This window comes from Cellulomonas sp. SG140 (assembly GCF_025770785.1).
Classification (GTDB): Bacteria; Actinomycetota; Actinomycetes; order Actinomycetales; family Cellulomonadaceae; genus Cellulomonas.
In genome coordinates this window covers 151,103-170,402 of sequence record NZ_JANZLA010000007.1, presented here as the reverse complement: position 1 = coordinate 170,402, position 19,300 = coordinate 151,103, and the positions used below count along the sequence as shown (strand labels likewise).

At 73.2% G+C, this 19,300-nt stretch carries 15 protein-coding genes; 8 read left to right on the top strand and 7 right to left on the bottom strand.

The window, feature by feature from the left end; genetic code table 11:
* Window positions 1–258 precede the first annotated feature (258 nt).
* Window positions 259–2,727: a GH36-type glycosyl hydrolase domain-containing protein gene (locus tag N0B34_RS13910; protein ID WP_263732006.1), complete on the top strand. Its 2,469-nt coding sequence runs from the start codon at window positions 259–261 to the stop codon at window positions 2,725–2,727.
* Between the two features lie 111 nt (window positions 2,728–2,838).
* On the opposite strand, the gene N0B34_RS13905 is transcribed toward N0B34_RS13910, so the two are convergent.
* From N0B34_RS13905 to N0B34_RS13895, 3 genes are read right to left on the bottom strand one after another with little or no spacing between them, the layout of a single operon-like run.
* Complete coding sequence (locus tag N0B34_RS13905; protein WP_263732005.1) at window positions 2,839–3,435, bottom strand: GNAT family N-acetyltransferase; 597 nt, start codon at window positions 3,433–3,435, stop codon at window positions 2,839–2,841.
* A 46-nt stretch (window positions 3,436–3,481) separates the two neighbouring features.
* A complete protein-coding gene (locus N0B34_RS13900) occupies window positions 3,482–4,795 on the bottom strand; it encodes an Nramp family divalent metal transporter (RefSeq protein ID WP_263732004.1) in 1,314 nt (437 codons plus the stop codon).
* Window positions 4,792–6,147 (bottom strand): magnesium transporter MgtE N-terminal domain-containing protein, encoded by a 1,356-nt coding sequence (locus N0B34_RS13895; RefSeq protein WP_263732003.1) that lies wholly within the window; start codon window positions 6,145–6,147, stop codon window positions 4,792–4,794. The genes N0B34_RS13900 and N0B34_RS13895 overlap by 4 nt, the downstream gene beginning before the upstream one ends.
* Window positions 6,148–6,631: 484 nt before the next feature.
* Between N0B34_RS13895 and N0B34_RS13890 the strand changes: the two genes are divergently transcribed.
* Window positions 6,632–8,236 carry a ClC family H(+)/Cl(-) exchange transporter gene (locus N0B34_RS13890; protein WP_263732002.1) on the top strand — a complete coding sequence of 535 codons (1,605 nt, stop codon included), beginning with the start codon at window positions 6,632–6,634 and terminating at the stop codon, window positions 8,234–8,236.
* A 327-nt stretch (window positions 8,237–8,563) separates the two neighbouring features.
* Window positions 8,564–9,064 (top strand): FBP domain-containing protein, encoded by a 501-nt coding sequence (locus N0B34_RS13885; protein WP_263732001.1) that lies wholly within the window; start codon window positions 8,564–8,566, stop codon window positions 9,062–9,064.
* A 49-nt stretch (window positions 9,065–9,113) separates the two neighbouring features.
* Here N0B34_RS13885 and N0B34_RS13880 read toward each other — a convergent pair whose 3' ends face one another.
* The 3 genes from N0B34_RS13880 to N0B34_RS13870 all read right to left on the bottom strand — a co-directional run bounded on the left by N0B34_RS13880 (window position 9,114) and on the right by N0B34_RS13870 (window position 13,613).
* Window positions 9,114–10,613 (bottom strand): class I adenylate-forming enzyme family protein, encoded by a 1,500-nt coding sequence (locus tag N0B34_RS13880; protein ID WP_263732000.1) that lies wholly within the window; start codon window positions 10,611–10,613, stop codon window positions 9,114–9,116.
* A gap of 76 nt (window positions 10,614–10,689) precedes the next feature.
* Window positions 10,690–11,967, bottom strand: a complete 1,278-nt coding sequence (locus N0B34_RS13875; protein ID WP_263731999.1) for an OFA family MFS transporter — start codon at window positions 11,965–11,967, stop codon at window positions 10,690–10,692.
* Window positions 11,968–12,035: 68 nt separating this feature from the next.
* Window positions 12,036–13,613: an acyl CoA:acetate/3-ketoacid CoA transferase gene (locus N0B34_RS13870; protein ID WP_263731998.1), complete on the bottom strand. Its 1,578-nt coding sequence runs from the start codon at window positions 13,611–13,613 to the stop codon at window positions 12,036–12,038.
* Window positions 13,614–13,861: 248 nt separating this feature from the next.
* Between N0B34_RS13870 and N0B34_RS13865 the strand changes: the two genes are divergently transcribed.
* From N0B34_RS13865 to N0B34_RS13845, 5 genes are read left to right on the top strand one after another with little or no spacing between them, the layout of a single operon-like run.
* The gene (locus N0B34_RS13865) at window positions 13,862–15,004 is read left to right on the top strand and encodes an acyl-CoA dehydrogenase family protein (RefSeq protein WP_263731997.1); all 1,143 of its coding nucleotides are present in this window, start codon (window positions 13,862–13,864) and stop codon (window positions 15,002–15,004) included.
* Between the two features lie 33 nt (window positions 15,005–15,037).
* Window positions 15,038–15,823, top strand: coding sequence for an electron transfer flavoprotein subunit beta/FixA family protein (locus tag N0B34_RS13860; RefSeq protein ID WP_263731996.1), 786 nt, complete (start codon window positions 15,038–15,040; stop codon window positions 15,821–15,823).
* A 19-nt stretch (window positions 15,824–15,842) separates the two neighbouring features.
* Window positions 15,843–16,790 (top strand): electron transfer flavoprotein subunit alpha/FixB family protein, encoded by a 948-nt coding sequence (locus tag N0B34_RS13855; RefSeq protein WP_263731995.1) that lies wholly within the window; start codon window positions 15,843–15,845, stop codon window positions 16,788–16,790.
* On the top strand, window positions 16,787–18,103 hold the full coding sequence (locus N0B34_RS13850; protein ID WP_263731994.1) for an FAD-dependent oxidoreductase: 1,317 nt from the start codon (window positions 16,787–16,789) through the stop codon (window positions 18,101–18,103). Before N0B34_RS13855 ends, N0B34_RS13850 begins: the two co-directional genes overlap by 4 nt.
* A 5-nt stretch (window positions 18,104–18,108) precedes the next feature.
* Window positions 18,109–18,384 (top strand): ferredoxin family protein, encoded by a 276-nt coding sequence (locus N0B34_RS13845; protein WP_263731993.1) that lies wholly within the window; start codon window positions 18,109–18,111, stop codon window positions 18,382–18,384.
* Here the strand turns inward: N0B34_RS13845 and N0B34_RS13840 are convergent.
* Window positions 18,365–19,120, bottom strand: coding sequence for a TetR/AcrR family transcriptional regulator (locus N0B34_RS13840; protein WP_263731992.1), 756 nt, complete (start codon window positions 19,118–19,120; stop codon window positions 18,365–18,367). The genes N0B34_RS13845 and N0B34_RS13840 overlap by 20 nt on opposite strands.
* Between the last annotated feature and the right edge of the window lie 180 nt (window positions 19,121–19,300).

Sequence of the window (19,300 nt, the reverse complement as noted above, 5' to 3'; positions counted from 1 at the left end):
GGGGCACATCGACGCGAGCTGGGCACATGGAGGTACCCGGCTCGCCCGGAGGTGCCCGGCTCGGCACCGTGTGGGCGCCCCGCCAGGGGGTTCGCCACCCCGGCACCGGAGGCACTATCGTCTGCCGCGAGGGCGTGGGAGCGCTCTCGCACGCACTCAGCCCACACTTGCGACCACGTTCCCCGGCTCCAGGCGGCCGCGGCGACCGCACAGCAGCGGACCCGCGGCGCACGCGCCGGCACCACGAGAGGCACCGGCATGCGCTACGGCCACTTCGACGACGACGCACGCGAGTACGTCATCACCACCCCGCGCACGCCGTACCCGTGGATCAACTACCTCGGCTCGGAGCGCTTCTTCTCGCTGATCTCGCACCAGGCCGGCGGCTACTCCTTCTACCGGGACGCCAAGATGCGCCGCCTCACCCGGTATCGCTACAACAACGTCCCGGCCGACGCCGGGGGCCGGTACCTGTACGTCAACGACGGCGGCGACGTGTGGACGCCGTCGTGGATGCCGGTCAAGGCCGAGCTCGACCACTTCGAGACGCGGCACGGACTCGGCTACACCCGCATCACCGGCGAGCGGCGCGGCGTTCGCGTGGAGACGCTCGTCTTCGTGCCGGTCGGCGAGGACGCCGAGGTGCAGCGCGTCGAGGTGACCAACACCTCCGACCAGCACAAGGACGTGACCCTGTTCAGCTTCGTCGAGTTCTGCCTGTGGAACGCGCAGGACGACCAGACGAACTACCAGCGCAACCTGTCCATCGGCGAGGTGGAGATCGAGCAGGACGGGCCGCACGGCTCGGCGATCTACCACCGCACCGAGTACCGCGAGCGCCGGGACCACTACGCCGTGTTCGCCGTCAACACCCACGCCGACGGGTTCGACACGGACCGGGACACCTTCGTCGGCGCCTACAACGGGCTCGGCGAGGCGGCGGTGCCGCTGGCCGGCGAGTCGGCGAACTCGGTGGCGTCCGGCTGGTACCCCATCGGGTCGCACTCGGTGCACGTGTCCCTGGAGCCGGGCGAGTCGCGGGTGCTGACCTACGTGCTCGGCTACGTGGAGAACCCCGACGAGCAGAAGTGGGAGGACGACGCCCACCAGGTGATCAACAAGCAGCGGGCGCACGCGCTGCTCTCCCGGTTCGCCACCACCGAGCAGACGGACGTGGCGTTCGCGGGCCTGCGTGCCTACTGGACCGGCCTGCTGTCCAGCTACTCGGTGCGCAGCGGTGACGAGAAGCTCGACCGGATGGTCAACATCTGGAACCAGTACCAGTGCATGGTCACGTTCAACATGAGCCGCTCGGCGAGCTACTTCGAGACCGGCATCGGGCGCGGGATGGGCTTCCGCGACTCCAACCAGGACCTGCTGGGGTTCGTGCACCTGATCCCGGCGCGGGCCCGCGAGCGCATCCTCGACATCGCCGCGACGCAGTTCCCCGACGGGTCGGCGTACCACCAGTACCAGCCGCTGACCAAGCGCGGGAACAACGACATCGGCTCGGGCTTCAACGACGACCCGCTGTGGCTGATCGCCGGCGTCGCGGCCTACGTCAAGGAGACGGGCGACGTCTCGATCCTCGACGAGCCGGTGCCGTTCGACAACGAGCCGGGCACCGAGGTGCCGCTGTTCGACCACCTGACCAGGTCGTTCGAGTTCACCGTCACCCACCGCGGCCCGCACGGGCTGCCGCTGATCGGCCGGGCCGACTGGAACGACTGCCTCAACCTCAACTGCTTCTCCACCGAGCCGGGTGAGCCGTTCCAGACGACGGAGAACAAGGCCGGCGGCGTCGCGGAGTCGGTGTTCATCGCCGCGCAGTTCGTGCTCTACGGGCGCGAGTACGCCGAGCTGGCCGCCCGGCGCGGGCTGGCCGACGTGGCCGAGCGGGCCCGCGGGCTGGTGGAGGAGATGCGGACCGCCGTGCTGAGCGACGGCTGGGACGGCAGGTGGTTCCTGCGCGCGTACGACTACTTCGGCAACCCCGTCGGCACCGACGCCAAGCCCGAGGGCAAGATCTGGATCGAGCCGCAGGGGTTCGCGGTGATGGCCGGGATCGGCGTGGGCGACGGGCCGGACGACGAGACCGCGCCGGCGGTGCAGGCCCTGGACTCGGTCGAGGAGCTGCTGGGCACGCCGCACGGCATGGTGCTGCAGCACCCGGCGTACACGACGTACCAGATCGAGCTCGGCGAGGTGTCGACGTACCCGCCCGGGTACAAGGAGAACGGCGGCATCTTCTGCCACAACAACCCGTGGGTGGTGATCGCCGAGACGGTGCTGGGGCGTGGTGACAAGGCGTTCGACCACTACCGCCGCATCGCACCGGCCTACCGCGAGGACATCAGCGAGGTGCACCGCCTCGAGCCGTACGTGTACGCGCAGATGATCGCCGGCAAGGAGGCCGTCCGCGCCGGTGAGGCGAAGAACAGCTGGCTGACCGGCACGGCGGCGTGGAACTTCGTCGCCGTCTCCCAGCACCTGCTGGGCGTGCGGCCGGACTACGACGGGCTCGTCGTCGACCCGCAGATCGGGCCGGACGTGCCGGAGTTCACCGTGACCCGGGTGGCGCGCGGCGCGACCTACGTCGTGCACGTGACCAACTCGGGCGCCCGCGGGGCGCGCGGCCGGCTGGTGGTGGACGGCCGTCCGGTCGAGGGCAACCTCGTCCCCTACGCCCCCGCCGGCGCGACGGTCCAGGTCGAGGTCACCCTCTGACGGACCGTCCCCGGCCGGGCCGCGTCATCATGCCCCCTCGGACGCGGCCCGGTCGGTGCACGGCCCGTCGCCTCGGCCGCTGAGGTCCGGGCGCACCAGCGGTCGCTGCCGTCAGAGCGGCAGCACCAGCCGGTGCCCCCACTCGTAGGACTCCTCCGGCCGGAAGCCGAGCCGCTGGTAGAACGCGATCGCGCCGGTGTTCCGGGCGTCCACCCCGAGGTGCACGCCCGGCACTCCGCGCGAGCGCAGCTCGTCGGACAGCGCGCCGATCAGCCGGCGTCCCCAGCCCTGCCCCTGCAGCCGCGGCAGCAGGTCGATGTGCAGGTGCGCCGGGAAGCCGGCCGGGGGCGTGACGTGCTGCCAGTGGTGGATCCGCTCGACCAGCACGTGGTCCGCCGTGCCGTCGCCCGGGTCGGGCAGCAGCGGGTACTGGGAGCGCAGCGACGGCCACCAGCTCGCCTCGAGCCAGTCGTCGAACGCGACCGTGTCGGCCGTCGCCACGACGTACCCGCCGACGCCCTGCTCGTCGGCCACCACGAACGTGAGGCCGGGGTCCGCCACCGGGTACGGACCGCAGTACAGGTGCGCCAGCAGGTCGGGGTTGCGGTACAGAGCCGTGGCGTCGCCGCCCGCCTCGCCGGTCAGCAGGCACAACCGGTACATGCCGGGCAGGTCGGACGGGTGGTAACGACGCAGCAGGGCGGGCACCGGCCCAGTGTGCCGGTGCCCGCCCACGCGTCGGGCGCAGACCCGCTCAGTGCGGCAGCGACAGCACGCCGAGCGCCACGATGCACACCGTGATCAGGGCGATGGTCACCCAGTACACGGTGGTCACCCACGGTCGCGCCGCGTACTCGCCCATCAGCCGCTTGTCCCGCGCGATGCCGGACATGTAGCCGAGCAGCGGCAGCAGCAGCACCGCGTTGATCACCTGCGTGCCCACCAGCACCGGCACCAGGGACACCCCCGGCAGCAGCACCAGCACCACGCCGGTGACGGTGACGAAGGCGAACGTGCCGTAGAACAGCGGCGCCTCCGCGATCGAGTCGTCCAGTGCCGCCGGACGGCCGGCGATGTCCGCCACCGAGTAGGCGGTGGACAGGGGCAGGATCGACGCCGCCAGCAGGGCCGCACCGATGAGCCCGGCCGCGAACAGCTCGGAGGCCAGCCGGCCGGCGAGCGGTTCGAGCGCCACGGCGGCGTCCGAGGCGTCCTGGATGGTCAGGCCCCGCTTGTGCAGCGTGGCGGCGGTCGCGACGACGACGAAGAAGCCGATCACGCCGGTGAGCACCGCACCGGTGATCACGTCCCAGCGCAGCAGCCCCAGCTCGCGCGGCGTCAGCCGCTTGTCCACCGCGTAGGACTGGATGAACGCCAGTCCCCACGGCGCGAGCGTGGTGCCGAGCGTGGCGGTGGCGATCAGGATCGCGTCCCGCCCGGTCGGCATCGAGGGCACCACCGAGCCGGTCAGCGCCGCACCCCAGTCGGGCTTGGCGAGGATGCCGGCCGCGATGTACGCGACGAACACCGCCGACAGCGCCAGCAGCACGCGCTCCACCCCGCGGAACCCGCCGCGCAGCACCAGCGTGGAGACGATCACCGCGGCGATCGGCACGGAGATGTACCGGCTCACCCCGAAGATCTGGAACCCCGCGGCGATGCCGGCGAACTCCGCGGTGGTGGTGCCGATGTTCGCCAGCAGCAGCGCCGCCATCGACAGCACACCGGCGCGCGCGCCGTACCGCTGCCGGATCAGGCCGGCGAGGCCCTGACCTGTGACGACGCCGATGCGGGCGCCCAGGTCCTGGAACAGGATCAGGGCGACGGTCGACACCGTCAGCACCCACAGCAGGCGGTAGCCGTAGTTGGTGCCGAGCACGGAGTACGTGGTGATGCCGGCGGGGTCGTCGTCGGACAGGCCGGCGATCAGGCCCGGGCCGATCACCGCCCCGAGGGCCGCGAGCGCGACCTTCATCCGCATCCGCCGGGGCACCCGCTGGTCGAGGGCGTCCGTCGCGGTCGTCGTCGGCACGCCCTGCGTGGGCGCGCCCTGCGTCCGGGCGCTCACGACGCGCTCCCCGCACGCCGCTGCCACGGCCACCGGCGGTCGTCCTGGTGCACCAGGGCGTCCACCACGTCGTCGGCCAGGATGCGGCCCACCGGCCGGTTGCGCTCGTCGACCACCAGCACCGACGACCCCCGGTTGTCCGTCATCCGCTCGACGACGTCCTCCAGGCCCGCGCCCAGCGGCACGGTGACCGGCCACGGCGCACCGACCACTCGCCCGAGCGGTGTGGACGGGTCGACGCCGAGCAGCTCGACCACGGACACGTCGTCCACCAGCGCGCCGTCGTCGTCCACCACCACCACCCCGGCCGGCGTCTCGCCACGTGCCGCGTCCGCGCGCACCGCGGCGATCGCGTCCGCCACCGTCCGCTCGGAGTGCAGCCGCACCAGCCGCGACGTCATGTAGCCGCCGGCCGTCTCCTCGTCGTACTCGAGCAGCGCACCGAGCTCGGCACCGCGCACCTCGGACATCGCGTCGAGCAGCTCGCTGCGCTCCTCCTCTGGCATCTCACGCAGCGCCTCGACCGCCTCGTCCGACTCCATCGCCGCGACCAGGTCCGCCGCCTGCTGCACGGGGGCGTCCCGGAGCAGGTCGTTCAGGTCGCGCGGGTTCATCTCCTCGAGGGCGTCGGCCGCCGTCTCCGGCTCCAGGCCCTCGAGCAGCTCACGCCGCTCGGCACGTCCCAGGCTCTCCAGCAGGTCGGCCAGGTCCGCCGCCCGCATCCGGTGCAGCTCGGTGTGGCCGCGCCGCAGCCGCACCGACTCCCCCGGCACGCCGAAGGGCTGGATGCTCGACCAGTCGAGCACCTGGCTGGGGCTCGGCCGCCGACCCCAGCCGCCGGGCAGCACGCGACGCAGCAGCGAGGCGAGGGAGACGTCCACCCCCACCAGCCGCCACACGCCGTACACCTGCGTCAGGTACAGGTCGGAGGCGCGGACCACCCGGATCCCGGCGACGTCCACCAGCTGGTGGTCGATCACGTCCCCGAGCAGCTGCAGCTCCCGCTCGCGCCGCACCACGTCCCGGAGGTCGAACCGGGTGGAGCGGAGCAGGACCTGTTGCTGCTCGATCGTGATCACGTCCTGGGCGTGCACCCAGGTGCGACGGGCGCCGACCCGCACGATCAGGCCGGTCAGCGGCGAGTAGCCGCTGTCCCAGTGGACGACGACGTCCTCGACGCGGCCGACCTCGTTGCCGTCGGCGTCGCGCACCGGGCGGTTGTGCAGACCGGCGACGGAGACGAGGGCGCCGGCGACCTCCCGGCGCAGGGCGAGGGACTGGGTGCTGCGGGCGGCACGGGACCGCAGGCCGGTGCGGCCTGGCGGCGCGGGGTGCATGGCGGAGACGGACATGGGGCACTCCGAACGTTCGGCAGCCCGGCCGATCTGCGTGGCTGCGCGTGCGGTGCGCAGGCAGGCGCGCACGCACGCAGACCGCGTTCACGTAGGGCGGGGCTGTGCTGACGGGTGACGGGACGCGTGTCACGGGAGCCGCGGAAGGCACGGCGACGGGGCGCGGCGACGGCACCGGCGCTCCGACCCGCTCGACGACGTCGACGAGCGCGTGAGCCCGCCACGTGCGACAGCGCCTGGCCGTCCGGGATCAGATCCGGGAGGTGCGGAGCGCGACCGCTGCGAGGCGAGCCCGTCGAGTACTGCCTGGGTCCACGAGGGCTCACCTCCCCGGTCGGGGTCCGCGGGCACGCCGCACGGCGGCCCGAGTCAAGGCTAGTCGCCGCAGACGGCCGCACGCGCCACCCGACGGGAGGCGATGGGGCGGAGGTGGGATGATTCGGCTGCCGAGACCCGTACCCGCCGTCGGCCCCGACGCCCGGAGGTGACCAGCGCCGTGCGGCTGCAGCTGTCCCCGCGGGACGTCGCGACGTGGCGGCTGGTGTGGCGTGCCGTGCTGACCGGCGTGGTGGCGGGCCTGCTCGTGGTGGCCTACCGGGCGTTGCTCGGCACCGGCGTGGGAGTCGCACGGCGCGTGTACGCGCGGCTCGCGGAGCAACCGGTGCTGGTGCCGCTGTGGCTCGCGGGCGCGGTGTGCGCCGGTCTGGTGATCGCGGCGGCGCTGCGGCGCGTGCCGGCGGCGACGGGCAGCGGGATCCCGCAGGTCAAGGGCATGGTGCTGTACGGGCTGCGGGTGCGGGCCGCAGGGGTGCTGGTGGTGCGGTTCGTCGCCGGGGCGCTCGGCTCGCTGGCCGGCCTGTCGCTGGGCCGCGAGGGGCCGTCGATCCAGATCGGCGCGAGCGCAGCCCAGGCGGTGACCGCCACGGTGGGCGCCAGCCGGCTGGAGCGCGACCACCTGGTGACGGCCGGCGCAGCCGCAGGACTGTCCGCAGCGTTCAGCGCACCGCTGTCCGGCACGGTGTTCGCGCTGGAGGAGCTGCACCGCAGCTTCTCGCCGGCGGTGCTGCTCACGGCAGCGTCCGCGGCACTGACCTCCGACGTTGTCTCGTCCGTGGTGTTCGGCCTGCGGCCGGTGCTCGACTTCGGCGCCGTGCCGGTGCTCCCGGTGCACCAGTACCTCTGGGTGGCACTGCTCGGGCCGGTCGCCGGCGCCGTCGGGGTGGTCACCAACCGGGCGCTGCTCGGCTCGCAGACGGCCTACGGGCGGGTGCCGGCGCGGTGGCGGCCGGTGGTCGCCCTGGTGCTCGCGCTGCCGGTCGGCCTGGCGCTGCCGCAGCTGCTCGGCGGCGGAGAGGACCTGATCCGGTTCGCGGAGACGGTCAGTGGCGGGCTGGGGCTGGTCCTGCTCCTGCTGGTCGCCAAGATCCTGTTCACCTCGACCAGCTTCGGCAGCGGCACGCCAGGCGGCATCTTCATGCCGATCCTCGCCGTCGGGGCGCTGACCGGTAGTGCGTTCGCCCTGCTCGCGGGCCACGTCGGCCTGCCGGGCGGCTACGTGCCGACGCTGGCGCTGTGCGCGATGGCGGGCGTGCTCGCGGCAAGCGTGCAGGCGCCGATCACCAGCATCCTGCTGGTCGTGGAGATGTCCGGCAGGGTGGTGCACACGCTGCCCGTCGCCGGCTGCGTGCTACTGGCCCTGCTGACCGCCGACCTGCTGCGCGGCAAGCCGATCTACGACGTGCTGCTGCACCGCTTCCTGGCGGCCGGTCCGTCGGCCGGTCCGGCCGCGGGCCTCGCGGCGGGCACCCCGGACCAGCCGTACGACGAGGACGCGACGATCGAGCTGGCGGTCGAGCTCGGCAGCGCGGCGGCCGGGCACCGCATCGCCGAGCTCGACCTGCCGGCGGGCACCCGGGTGGTCCGGCTGCGCCGGTCGATGCACGACTACACGCCGACCTCGCGGTCGATCCTCCTGCCCGGCGACTACGTGCACCTGGTGGTGCAGCTGGACCCGAGCGGCGAGGACGTCCACGCCCGGCAGCGGGTGCGGGACCTGTTCCGGCACGAGCCGGGCACGGGTCAGGCGTAGGACGAATCGGCTTGCCTCGGCGCCGGGCGGTGTCGCACCATGGCGGGCGGACGTGCCGCGGGAGCAGCCGGCGGCCGGGGAGCACGGAGCGCATCACGATGCAGCGGGGAAGCGGGGCGGCCGTCGCGGCCTGCTCGGGCCTGGGCCGGACGCCCGCCCGGAACGCCTGACGCCTCACGGCAGCACCTCCGTCGGACCGCACGGTCCGGCGCGCTCGGCGCACCCCCGGCGGGCCCTCGCCCTTCGCCGTCGTCCCGCTCGCCCCGCGACCACCTCGTCGTGCGGCCGCCCGGTCGACGGCTCCCCGCCGCACGAGAGCCGAGAGCCATGAACCGCCTGACCGAGTCCCAGATCCGCTCGTCCTTCGTCAACTGCTCGCGCCGCGAGGCCGCGCAGGTGACCCTCCCCGACCTGTCCGCCCTGGCCCCCGAGGCCTGGGACCGCCTCGACTACCTGGGCTGGGTGGACCGCAAGGCGCCGCTGCGCGCCTACGTGGTGCTCACCGTCGACGACGCCCTGGTCGGCCTCGCGCTGCGGGCGCCCGACGACCCCGGTTCCCGCCGCCGCGCCGTGTGCGCGTGGTGCGAGGACGTGACGGCCACCGACGACGTGTCGCTGTACGTCGCCCGCCGGGCCGGTGCGGCGGGGCGCAAGGGAGACACCATCGGCACGCTGATCTGCACCCGGTTCGAGTGCTCGCGCAACGTGCGGCGGCGCCCGACGATCATCGAGGCCGGTCAGGACCCCGCCGGGGTGGTGCAGCGGCGCATCGAGGGGCTGCGGGAGCGGTCGCTGCGGTTCGCCCGCGAGGTGCTGCGCGAGGTCTGAGCGACGCCGGTGGCGGTCCCGTGCGATGCGGGACCGCCACCGGTCCGGCTCAGAGCCGGCGCTGCGCCAGCTCGGTCAGCGCGCGGCGGTCCACCTTGCCGGTCGGCGTGCGGGGCAGCGCGTCGACCACCAGCAGGTGCTTCGGCAGCTTGAACCGGGCGACCGCGGCTCCGGCCGCCGCGCGCACCTCGTCGAGCGTGGGTGCCGGCTGCGAGCGGCACTCCACGACGGCGACCACCGCCTCGCCCCACGTCGCGTCCGGCACGCCGAGCACCACGAGCTCGCAGTCGCGCTGCTCGGCCAGCGGCACCAGCGCGGCCTCGACCTCGCCGGGGCAGATCTTCTCGCCGCCGGAGTTCACCACCTCCGACAGCCGTCCCACCAGCCGCAGGCACCCGTCGTCGTCCCACGCGGCGAGGTCACCGGTGCGGAACCAGTCGCCGCGGACGGCACGGGCGGTCGCCTCGGGATCGGCCCAGTAGCCGGCGGTCACCTGGGGGCCGCTCAGCCAGATCTCACCGGGGCAGCCGACGCCCGTCACGGTGCGTTCGGTGTCCGGGTGGTGCAGCTCGATGCGGAGGTAGGGCAGCGGCAGCCCCACGGAGGTCGGCTTGGCGGCCAGCCAGGCTGCCGGCAGCACCGTCCCGCAGGGCGCCGCCTCGGTCATCCCCCAGGACGGCAGCAGCGCCAGGCCGCGGGCCCGGTAGGCCTCGATCAGCTGCGGCCGGACCGCCGCCCCGCCGACGATCGCCGCCCGGACGCCGGAGAGGTCCGCCGTGGCGAAGCCCGGTTGCCGCGCGATCGCCTCGTACATCGCGGGGACGCCGAACACGGTGGTCACGCGTGACGCGAGGTCGACGAGCGTGCGCGCCGGGTCGAAGCTGGGGCGCAGCAGCACCGTGCCGCCCCGCGCGAGCGTCCCCAGGGTGAAGCAGTTCAGCCCGCCGACGTGGAACAACGGGGCGACGGCCAGCGTCATGTCGGTCCGGTGCAGGTCGAGGACCGCCTCGAGGTTGCGGGCGCTCCACCACAGGTTGGCGTGGCTCAGCATCACCGCCTTGGGCCTGCCGGACGTGCCGGACGAGTGCAGCAGCACCGCGAGGTCGTCCGGCGCGGCAGACCGCGGTCGCGCGGGTCCCGGCCGGCTCACCAGCTCCGCGCCCCAGCGCAGCGTGGTGACGGACGGTGGCAGGTCCGCCAGCTGAGCCTCCGCGGCCTCGAGCCCGACGACGACGCGGGCGCCGCACCACTGCACCATCTCGGCGGTCTCGCCCGGTGCCGCCCGGAAGCTGAGCGGGAGGAACACCGCACCCAGCCGCTGCGCCGCCAGCAGCGTGATCAGCAGACCGGGATGGTTGCGGCCCGCCCAGGCGACCCGGTCGCCCGCCGCCACCCCGGCATCGGCGAGGGTGGCGGCGAGGCCCGCGGCGGCCCGGTCCAGCTCGGCGAACGTGAGGGTCGCGTCGCGGTCGTCGACCGTGGCGACGCGGTCCGGACCGTCGAGTGCCCGGGCGGCCACAGCCGCCGCGAGGCTCAGGTCCGGGCCCATCTGTCCTCCGTCGGTCATCGGGGTGCGCGGGGGGAGACTCCGCGCACCCCGACGTCTTCGTTCGGCGCGCGCCTGCTCAGGAACCCGCGCCGACGCGGTTCGGCTCCGCGGCAGCCACCGCGGTCCTCGCCGCCGTCATCCGCGCGAGCGCCAGGGTCAGGCCGAGACCCACCAGCGTCACGACGATCGCGATGACGAACGGCTGCGTGTAGTCACCGCTGCCGGGGTGCTTGGGGTTCCACTTGCCGAGGCTCGCGCCGATCTTCGGCCCGAAGTACGCGGCGATCGAGTACGCCGTGAACATGATCCCGTAGTTGACCCCCTGGAACCGCGGGCCGTAGGTCTTCATCGTCAGCGCGGGGAACACGCCCATCACGCCGCCGAAGCACAGTCCCAGGCCGACGATGCCGATGACGAACCCGACGGTCGAGTGCACGGTCAGCATCACCAGGAAGGACACGGCGACCAGGCCGTAGATGAACGCCACGGCCGTGGTGTAGCCGAGCCGGTCGGAGACGGCACCCCAGCCGAAGCGGCCCAGGGCGTTGCAGATCGAGTAGACCGAGACGAGCACCGCCGCGGTGCCGGCCGTGATGCCGAACATGCTGGTCTGCGCGATCGGCGACAGCTGCGAGGCGATCATCAGGCCGGAGAACGCACCGGCACCGAGCATCACGAAGATCAGGTAGAAGGTCGGCGTGCCGAGCATGTCCCGCCACGTCCGGTTCTCCACCGCGGGGGCGCCGGCCGGCGGCGTCCACCCGGCCGGCCTGTAGCCGACGGGGGCCGGCCGGACCAGCAGCGCACCGATCACCACGACGACCGCGTAGACCAGGCCCATCCGCACGAAGGCGGCGCCGGGTCCACTGCCCTTGACGATCGACTGCGCCACCGGTGCGGCGATCACCGAGCCGGCACCCATGCCGGCCGTGATGACGCCGGCCGCGAAGCCGCGGCGGTCCGGGAACAGCTTGATCGTGTTGTTCAGGCAGCCGGAGTACGCGAAGCCCTGGCCGAGCCCGGCGACCAGTCCGTAGTACAGGTACAGCTGCGTCAGCGTGGTGGCCGTGCCGGTGAGCACGAACCCGAGCGCGAACAGGATCGCGCCGACCAGGATCGCGATCCGGGCACCGCCCCGGTCGATCACGTAGCCGCCCAGGATCATCGGGATCGGGGCGACGGCGCCGTTGATGGTGAACGCCAGCATCACCTGGGACATCGTCCAGCCGTGCCCGGCGGTCAGGGGGCCGGCGAACACCGAGAACGCGTAGATGGCGCCTGTGCACAGCAGGACCAGCACCGAGCCGGTCAGGACGGTCCACCTGTTCAGGGTGGGCGCCGGTTGGTTGGACATCACGTGCCCTTTCGAGAGGTGCGGGCGACGGCGCCCGCACGGTGGGGTCGGTTCGAAGCTGTGGGGGCTCAGCCGAGGGCGGGCTCGGGGACGCCGGCGGTGGCGCCCAGGCCGCCCCACACCTCGGTGAACAGCCCGGCGGGCATCTGCGTCAGGTCCGGCGACACCGCCGGGGCGAAGTCCATGAGGTCGAGCACGTCGCGCTGCAGGTCGACGCCCGGTGCGATCTCGATCAGGGTCATCACGCCCTCGAGCAGCTCGAACACCGCCCGCTCGGTGACGTAGAGCACCCGCTGGTCGCGCTCGCGGGAGTACGGGCCGGAGAAGGTGATCTGCTCGACGTCGGCGAGGAACTTGCGCGCCTTGCCCTCGGTGCGGATCTCCAGCCGGCCGTCCGTCACCGCCACGTCGAGCCCGCCGGCGGTGAACGTCCCCGCGAAGATCAGCGTCTTGGCGGACTGGCAGATGTTGATGAACCCGCCGCAGCCGGCCACCCGGACGCCGAACTTGGAGACGTTGACGTTGCCGTGCTGGTCGGTCTGGGCCAGGCCCAGCACCGCGCAGTCCAGGCCGCCGCCGTCGTAGAAGTCGAACTGCGCGTGCATGTCGACCAGCGCCTCGGGGTTGTACGCGTGGCCGAAGTCCTTCAGGCCGGCCGGCACACCGCCGATCGCGCCGGCCTCGGTGGTCAGCATGATCTGGTCGCTCAGGCCCTCCTCGGCCACCACCGTGCCGACGTCGCACGGGATGCCGACGCCGAGGTTGAGCACCGCACCGGGACGCAGCTCCATCGCGCAGCGCCGGGCGATCACCTTGCGCTCGCTGAGCGGGATGGACTCGACGCCGGACAGCGGCACCCGCAGCTGACCGGAGAACGACGGGTTGTAGTGCGTGTTCTCCGTCTGGAAGTGGTTCTCCGGCTCGGAGACCACCAGGTAGTCGACCAGGATGCCCGGCACCTTGACGAGGTTCGGGTCGAGGCTCCCGGCCTGCGCGATCGACTCCACCTGCGCGATGACGATGCCGCCGCTGTTGCGCACGGCCTGCGCGATGGGGAGCACCTCCATCTTCAGGCCCTCGTGCTCGAGGGTGAGGTTGCCGCGCTCGTCGGCGACCGTGCCCCGGATCAGGCCGACCGAGATGGGGAAGGACGGGTAGAACAGCCACTCCTCGCCGCCGAGCTCGAGCAGCTGGACGTAGTCGTCCGTGGACGACGGGGACATCCGGGCGCCCTCGACGCGCGGGTCGACGAACGTGCCGAGGCCCACCTTGGTGATCACGCCGGGGCGCTTCGCCGCGACCTCGCGGTACAGCTGGCAGATCACGCCCTGCGGCAGGTTGTAGGCCTCGCAGCCGTCGGCGGCGATCAGGTTCGCCAGCGCCGGCGAGGCGATGGCGATGCCACCCATCCAGCGCTTGATCAGGCCCTGGTGCGCCCAGTGGCTCATGCCCTTGTCACGACGGTTGCCGACGGCGCTCGCGTGGATCACGGTCAGGTCGCGGGGGTGCGCCTCGGCGAGGAACCGGGCCTCGACGGCGGACATCGTCTCCTCGTTGACGCAGGCCAGGCCGAACCCGCTCAGCGCGACGGTGTCGCCGTCCTTCAGCAGCGCGGCGGCCTGCGCCGCCGTGATCACCTGTGCCACGTCGCACTCCTTCGTCAACCCGCGGACCGTCCCGCCGGACGCGGATCACGATTGCGGACGCGGATCGTCGGCAAAAAGGACCATCGTCCTTCCGCAGGTCAGAGGGACCCTAAATTCGGACCCGTGCCGTCCGTAACGGGGACCATCGTCCTTGGTGCGGGCCCGTGGGCCGGGCCGACGATCGCCGTGCGGCACCCGGTGAGGGCTGCCCCACCACCCCCAGACGCGCCGACGGCGGAAGGCAGACCATGGACTTCGGACTGACCGACGAGCAGCAGCTGCTCCTCGAGAGCCTCGACGAGCTGCTCGAGCGAGAGTGCCCCGAGTCGTACATCGCGGACCTCGACCTGCACCACCAGCCGCCGACGTCGTTCCGCAAGGCGATGCACGAGGCCGGCTTCATGTCCCTCGGCTTCCCCGAGGAGTACGGCGGCACGCCGGTCGACGCGATCACGCTGGTGCTGCTTGCCGCCCGCACCGCCCGCCAGGGGCTGAACAACGGCTACGGCCTCGAGCTGCTGCAGGCGATGGACATCATCGAGTTCGGGTCCCAGGAGCAGAAGGCGGAGGTGCTGGGCCTGCTGAGCAGCGGCGACGTGCCGTTCGCGCTCGGCTTCACCGAGCCGGGCGCCGGGTCGGACAACTCCGCGATGACCACCACCGCGGTGCACCACGACGGCCTGGTGACGTTCAACGGCACCAAGACGCTGATCACCAACGCGCTGCAGTCCAGGTACCTGCTGCTGATGGCCAAGGACCCCGCCGTCGAGGACCCGCGCAAGGCGATCTCGATGTACCTCGTGCCGATGGACGCGCCCGGCGTGACGACGAACCGGCTGGACAAGATCGTCTGGCACATCTCCGACTCCTGCGAGATCTTCCTCGACGACGTGACGCTGCCGGAGTCCTGCCTGGTGGGCGTCAAGGGCAACGGCTTCAAGCAGCTGATGCGCAACTTCGAGATGGAGCGGCTGGTCATCGCCTCGCAGTGCCTGGGCCTGGCGGAGTGCGCGTTCGAGGACGCCGCGAGCTACGCCGCCCAGCGCGTGCAGTTCGGCCGGCCGATCGGTGAGTTCCAGCTGATCCAGCAGAAGCTGACGGACATGGCCATCAAGGTCGAGAACATGCGCAACTTCGTGTTCCGCACGGCCTGGATGCTCGACCAGCAGGTGCCGCTGAAGAGCCAGGGCGCGCTGTGCAAGCGGTACTGCGCGATGGCCGCCTTCGAGGTCGCGGACGAGGCGATGCAGATCTTCGGCGGCGTCGGTGTGACCGTCGGCACCCGCGTCTCGCGCCTGTGGCGGGACATCCGCGGCCACCGGTTCGGCGGCGGCACCGACGAGATCATGGTGCACATCGCCGGCCGCCAGATCGTCAAGGACCACAGCTGAGCCCGCGCTCGGCTGCTACGTGAAGGAGCTGCGATGAAGATCGTCGTCGCCTACAAGTGGGCGCCCAACCCCCAGGACGCGGACGTCGCGCCCGACGGGTCCGTCGACCTCGCCCGCGCCAAGTGGGCCGTCAGCGAGTACGACCCGGTGGCGCTCGAGCTGGCCCGTCAGCTGGCGGACGCGACCGGTGGCGAGGTGATCGGCCTGACCGTCGGCCCCGCCGCCATCGACACCCCGCTGGCCCGCAAGGCGGCGCTGTCCCGCGGCCTGGACCGGCTGGTGCTGGTGGCCGACGACGCGCTGGACGGTGCCGACGGCACCCGGCTCGCGGCGGTGCTCGCCGCAGCCGTCCGGAACCTCGGCGACGTGGACCTGGTGCTCGCCGGGGACTCGTCGGTCGACGTGGCCGCCGGCCAGGTGGCCCTGACCCTCGCCGGCACGCTCGGGTGGCTCGGCCTGGCGGCGGTCAGCGCCGTGCGGGCCGCCGACGCCGGGACGGCCGGGCTGGTGGTCGAGCGCGAGCTGCCCGCCGGTACCGCCCTCGTCTCGGTGCCCACGCCGGTGGTGCTCGCCGCGACGGCCGACGCCGTGGTGCCGCGCGTCGCCGGGATGAAGGACATCCTCGCGGCCGCCAAGAAGCCGGTCGAGGTGCTGAGCCTCGCGGAGCTGTCCGTCGCCGAGCCCGGCGCCGTGCTGACCACGCTGGCCACCGCCAAGCCGGGTGGTGCCGAGCGCACCGCGCGGATCTTCGACGGGACCGACGCCGCTGCCGCCGCCAGCGAGCTGGTGGGCGCGCTGCGTCAGTCCGGCGCCCTGTAGACCCCTGAGGAGAACCGACGTGAACACAGCACAGACAGCACAGTCGTGGATCGTGGTCGCCGACGACGCCGCCGCCACGGGTCTGGTCGAGGTGGCCCGGACGCTCGGCACCGAGGTGGTCGCCGTGGTGGCGGGCCGTCGGGCCGTGGCCGACGCGGTCGCCGGTGTCGTCGACCGGGTGCTCTGGCTCGGTGAGCCCGGCAGCGCACCCGTCGAGGCCTTCGCGCCGGACGTCGCCCGGCTGGTCGCCGAGGCCACCCCGCGCACGGTGGTCGGCGCCACCACGCCCGGCGGCCGGGCGCTGCTCGGCGCGGTCAGCGCGGCGCTGCGCAGCCCGGTGCTCGCCGGTGTCGAGCGCGTCGAGCTGTCCGGCGACGACGTCGTGGTGACCCGGTCGGTGCTCGGCGGGATCAGCCAGCACCGCACCGCGGTGAGCGGCGGACCGGCCGTCCTGGCGGTCGACGCGGGCGCCGTCGTCGTCCTCTCCGGCGCCGCCCCGGCGGCCGGGTCCGCCCCCGTCGAGGAGGTCCCCGCGACCCCGCTCCCGGCGCAGGTGGTCGAGGTGCGGCCCACCACGGTCGCCGGTGTCGACCTGGGCGCCGCACGCGTGGTGGTCGGCGTCGGCCGTGGGCTGAAGGCCCGTGAGGACGTCGCCCTGATCAGCGGCCTGGCCGGCGCGCTCGGCGGTGAGGTGGCCTGCTCGCGGCCGCTCGCCGAGGGCGTCGACTGGCTGCCGAAGGACCGGTACATCGGCATCTCCGGCCAGCGCGTGTCCCCCGAGCTGTACGTCGCCGTGGGCATCTCCGGGCAGCTGCAGCACATGGTGGGCGTCCGCGAGGCGAAGGTGATCGTCGCGGTGAACAGCGACAAGGCCGCGCCGGTGTTCGCGCAGTGCGACTACGGCATCGTCGGCGACCTGTACCAGGTGGTGCCGGCGCTGACCGCCGCCCTCGGCGGCGCGGCATGAGCAGCGCCGCGGCCGAGCCGGACTTCGACGTCATCGTCGTCGGCGCCGGGCCGGCGGGGTCCGTCACCGCCTACCTGCTCGCGCAGCAGGGTCTGTCGGTGGTGCTGATCGAGCGCGGTGAGGCGCCGGGCGCCAAGAACCTGTCCGGCGGCGTGCTCTACGGGCGCGTGCTCGACGAGGTGTTCCCCGGCTTCGCCGACCACGCACCGGTGGAGCGCCGCATCACGCGGCACGTCACCACGTTCCTCACCGGCGACTCCTCCGTGTCCCTGGACTACGCCGGCGGCCCGCTGGCCGAGCCGGTCAACGCCGTGACGGTGCTGCGGGCGCGGTTCGACCCGTGGCTCGCCGAGCGTGCGGAGGAGGCCGGCGTCTTCCTGATGCCCGGCGTCCGCGTCGACTCGCTGCTGCGGGAGGACGGGCCGGCCGGACCGCAGGTGGTCGGCGTCCGCGCCGGTGACGACGAGCTGCGCGCACGCGTGGTGGTGGCGGCCGACGGGGTCAACTCGTTCCTGGCCCGCAGCATCGGGCTGCGTCCCCAGCCGCCCACGCACCACCTCGCGGTGGGGGTCAAGGCGGTGGTGTCCCTGCCGCGCACCGTCATCGAGGACCGCTTCGCGGTCAGCGGCGACCAGGGTGCGGCGCACGCGATCGTCGGCGACTGCACGCTCGGCATCGGCGGCGGCGGCTTCCTGTACACCAACACGGAGTCGCTGTCCATCGGCGTCGTCCTGCGCCTCGACGACCTGGTCAGGCACGGGCGGACGGCTCCGGAGGTGTTCGAGCACTACCTGAGCCACCCGGTGCTGGAGCCCTACCTGCGCGGCGGCGAGATCGTCGAGTACGGCTCCCACCTGGTGGCCGAGGGCGGTCTGGAGATGCTCGGGCAGCTCGTCACCGGGGGCCTGGTGGTGGTCGGTGAGGCCGCGGGCCTGACGATCAACTCCGGCCTCACGGTGCGCGGCATGGACCTCGCGATCGGCTCCGCCGTCGCGGCGGCCAAGGGGATCGGCGAGGCGATCGCGGCGCAGGACGTCACCGCGACCGGTCTGGCGGCCTACCGGCGCCACCTCGACGAGAGCTTCGTGGTCAAGGACCTGCGCACCTACGCGCGCGCGCCCAAGTTCCTGGAGCGCCCGCGGATGTACGGCGCCTACGGCGAGCTCGCCGCGGGCCTGTTCCGCGACGTGTTCAGCCTGGACGGCACGCCGCGCAAGCACCTGGCGGCGGTGGCGCGGGACAGCTTCAGGAGGTCCGCGGTCACCGTGCGCGACCTGGTCAGCGACGGATGGGCGGGGGTGCGTGCACTGTGAGGGCGATGTCGGTCCCCGAGCGCCTGGCGAAGAACCGGGTGGTGCTCGACGAGGAGGAGTCGCACATCGAGATCGACCAGGAGCTGTGCCGCACCACCGGCACCGGCGCCCGGATCATCGCGGTGTGCCCGGCCGGCGTGTACAGCGAGCAGGACGGCCGCATCGTGGCCGACCACGCCGCCTGCCTGGAGTGCGGTACGTGCCTCGCCGTCGCCGCTCCCGGTGCGCTGCGCTGGCACTACCCGCGCGGCGGCTTCGGGATCAGCTTCCGGGAGGGCTGAGCCGCCGGACGCGCTCGGCGTCCGCCTGCGCGTCGTACCCCGCGGCGCGCAGCTGGTCGTCGACCATCCGCTCCACGTAGTCGTCCAGACCGGCGCGGACGCGGTCCAGCAGCTCCGGCGGCGTGACCAGGAGGTGCATGAAGATGGCGCCCTCCACGGCGTCCAGGATGCGCACCGGGGCCGCGTCCGGCGGCAGCACCCCGGCGCGCACGGCCTGCGCCACCCGCTCGCGCTCGTCGAGCACCAGCCGGGAGATCGCCTGCTCGCGGATCGCGCCGAACAGGTCCGGGTAGGCGCGGGCCTCCACGTAGAGGCGGAGCATCGCCAGGCCGTAGGGGCCGAGGTAGAGGTCCGCCCGGCGGTGCACGTGCGCCAGGAGGTAGTCGCGCAGCGTCTGGGGCTCGGGGGTGCTGCGGCCCTCGGGTCGCTCGTAGGCGTCGTCGTCCGTGCCCGTGGCCGCCTGCGCGGGGTCGGCGCCCTGGATGCCGCGCAGCGCGTCGGCCAGCAGCGTCTGCTTGTCCGGCCAGCGCAGGTAGATGGACGACTTGCCGATCTTGGCGGTCGCCGCCACCTCGTCGATCGTCAGGCCGGAGAAGCCCCGCTTGCCGAACAGCTCCAGCGCGACGAGGCGGGTCCGTTCCTCGAGGCCGGGGTCGCGCGGACGGCCTCGTCCGCGAGCGCCAGTGCCACGACGTGCGGCTCGGGACGACGCCACCGTGCCTGACGCGTCGACCACGGCGGCCAGCCTAGTGGCCGGGCGTCGGGCACCCCGTGCCGCGAGGCTCGCGCCGACGGCCTCACGCCGGTGGGCTCACACCGAGGGGTGAACCTGCCCCTCTGCGCGGAACGGTCGGTCTCGGAATGCCTCATACGGTGCACAGCCGGGCCGATGGGGCATCCGGCCGCACCAGCGGTC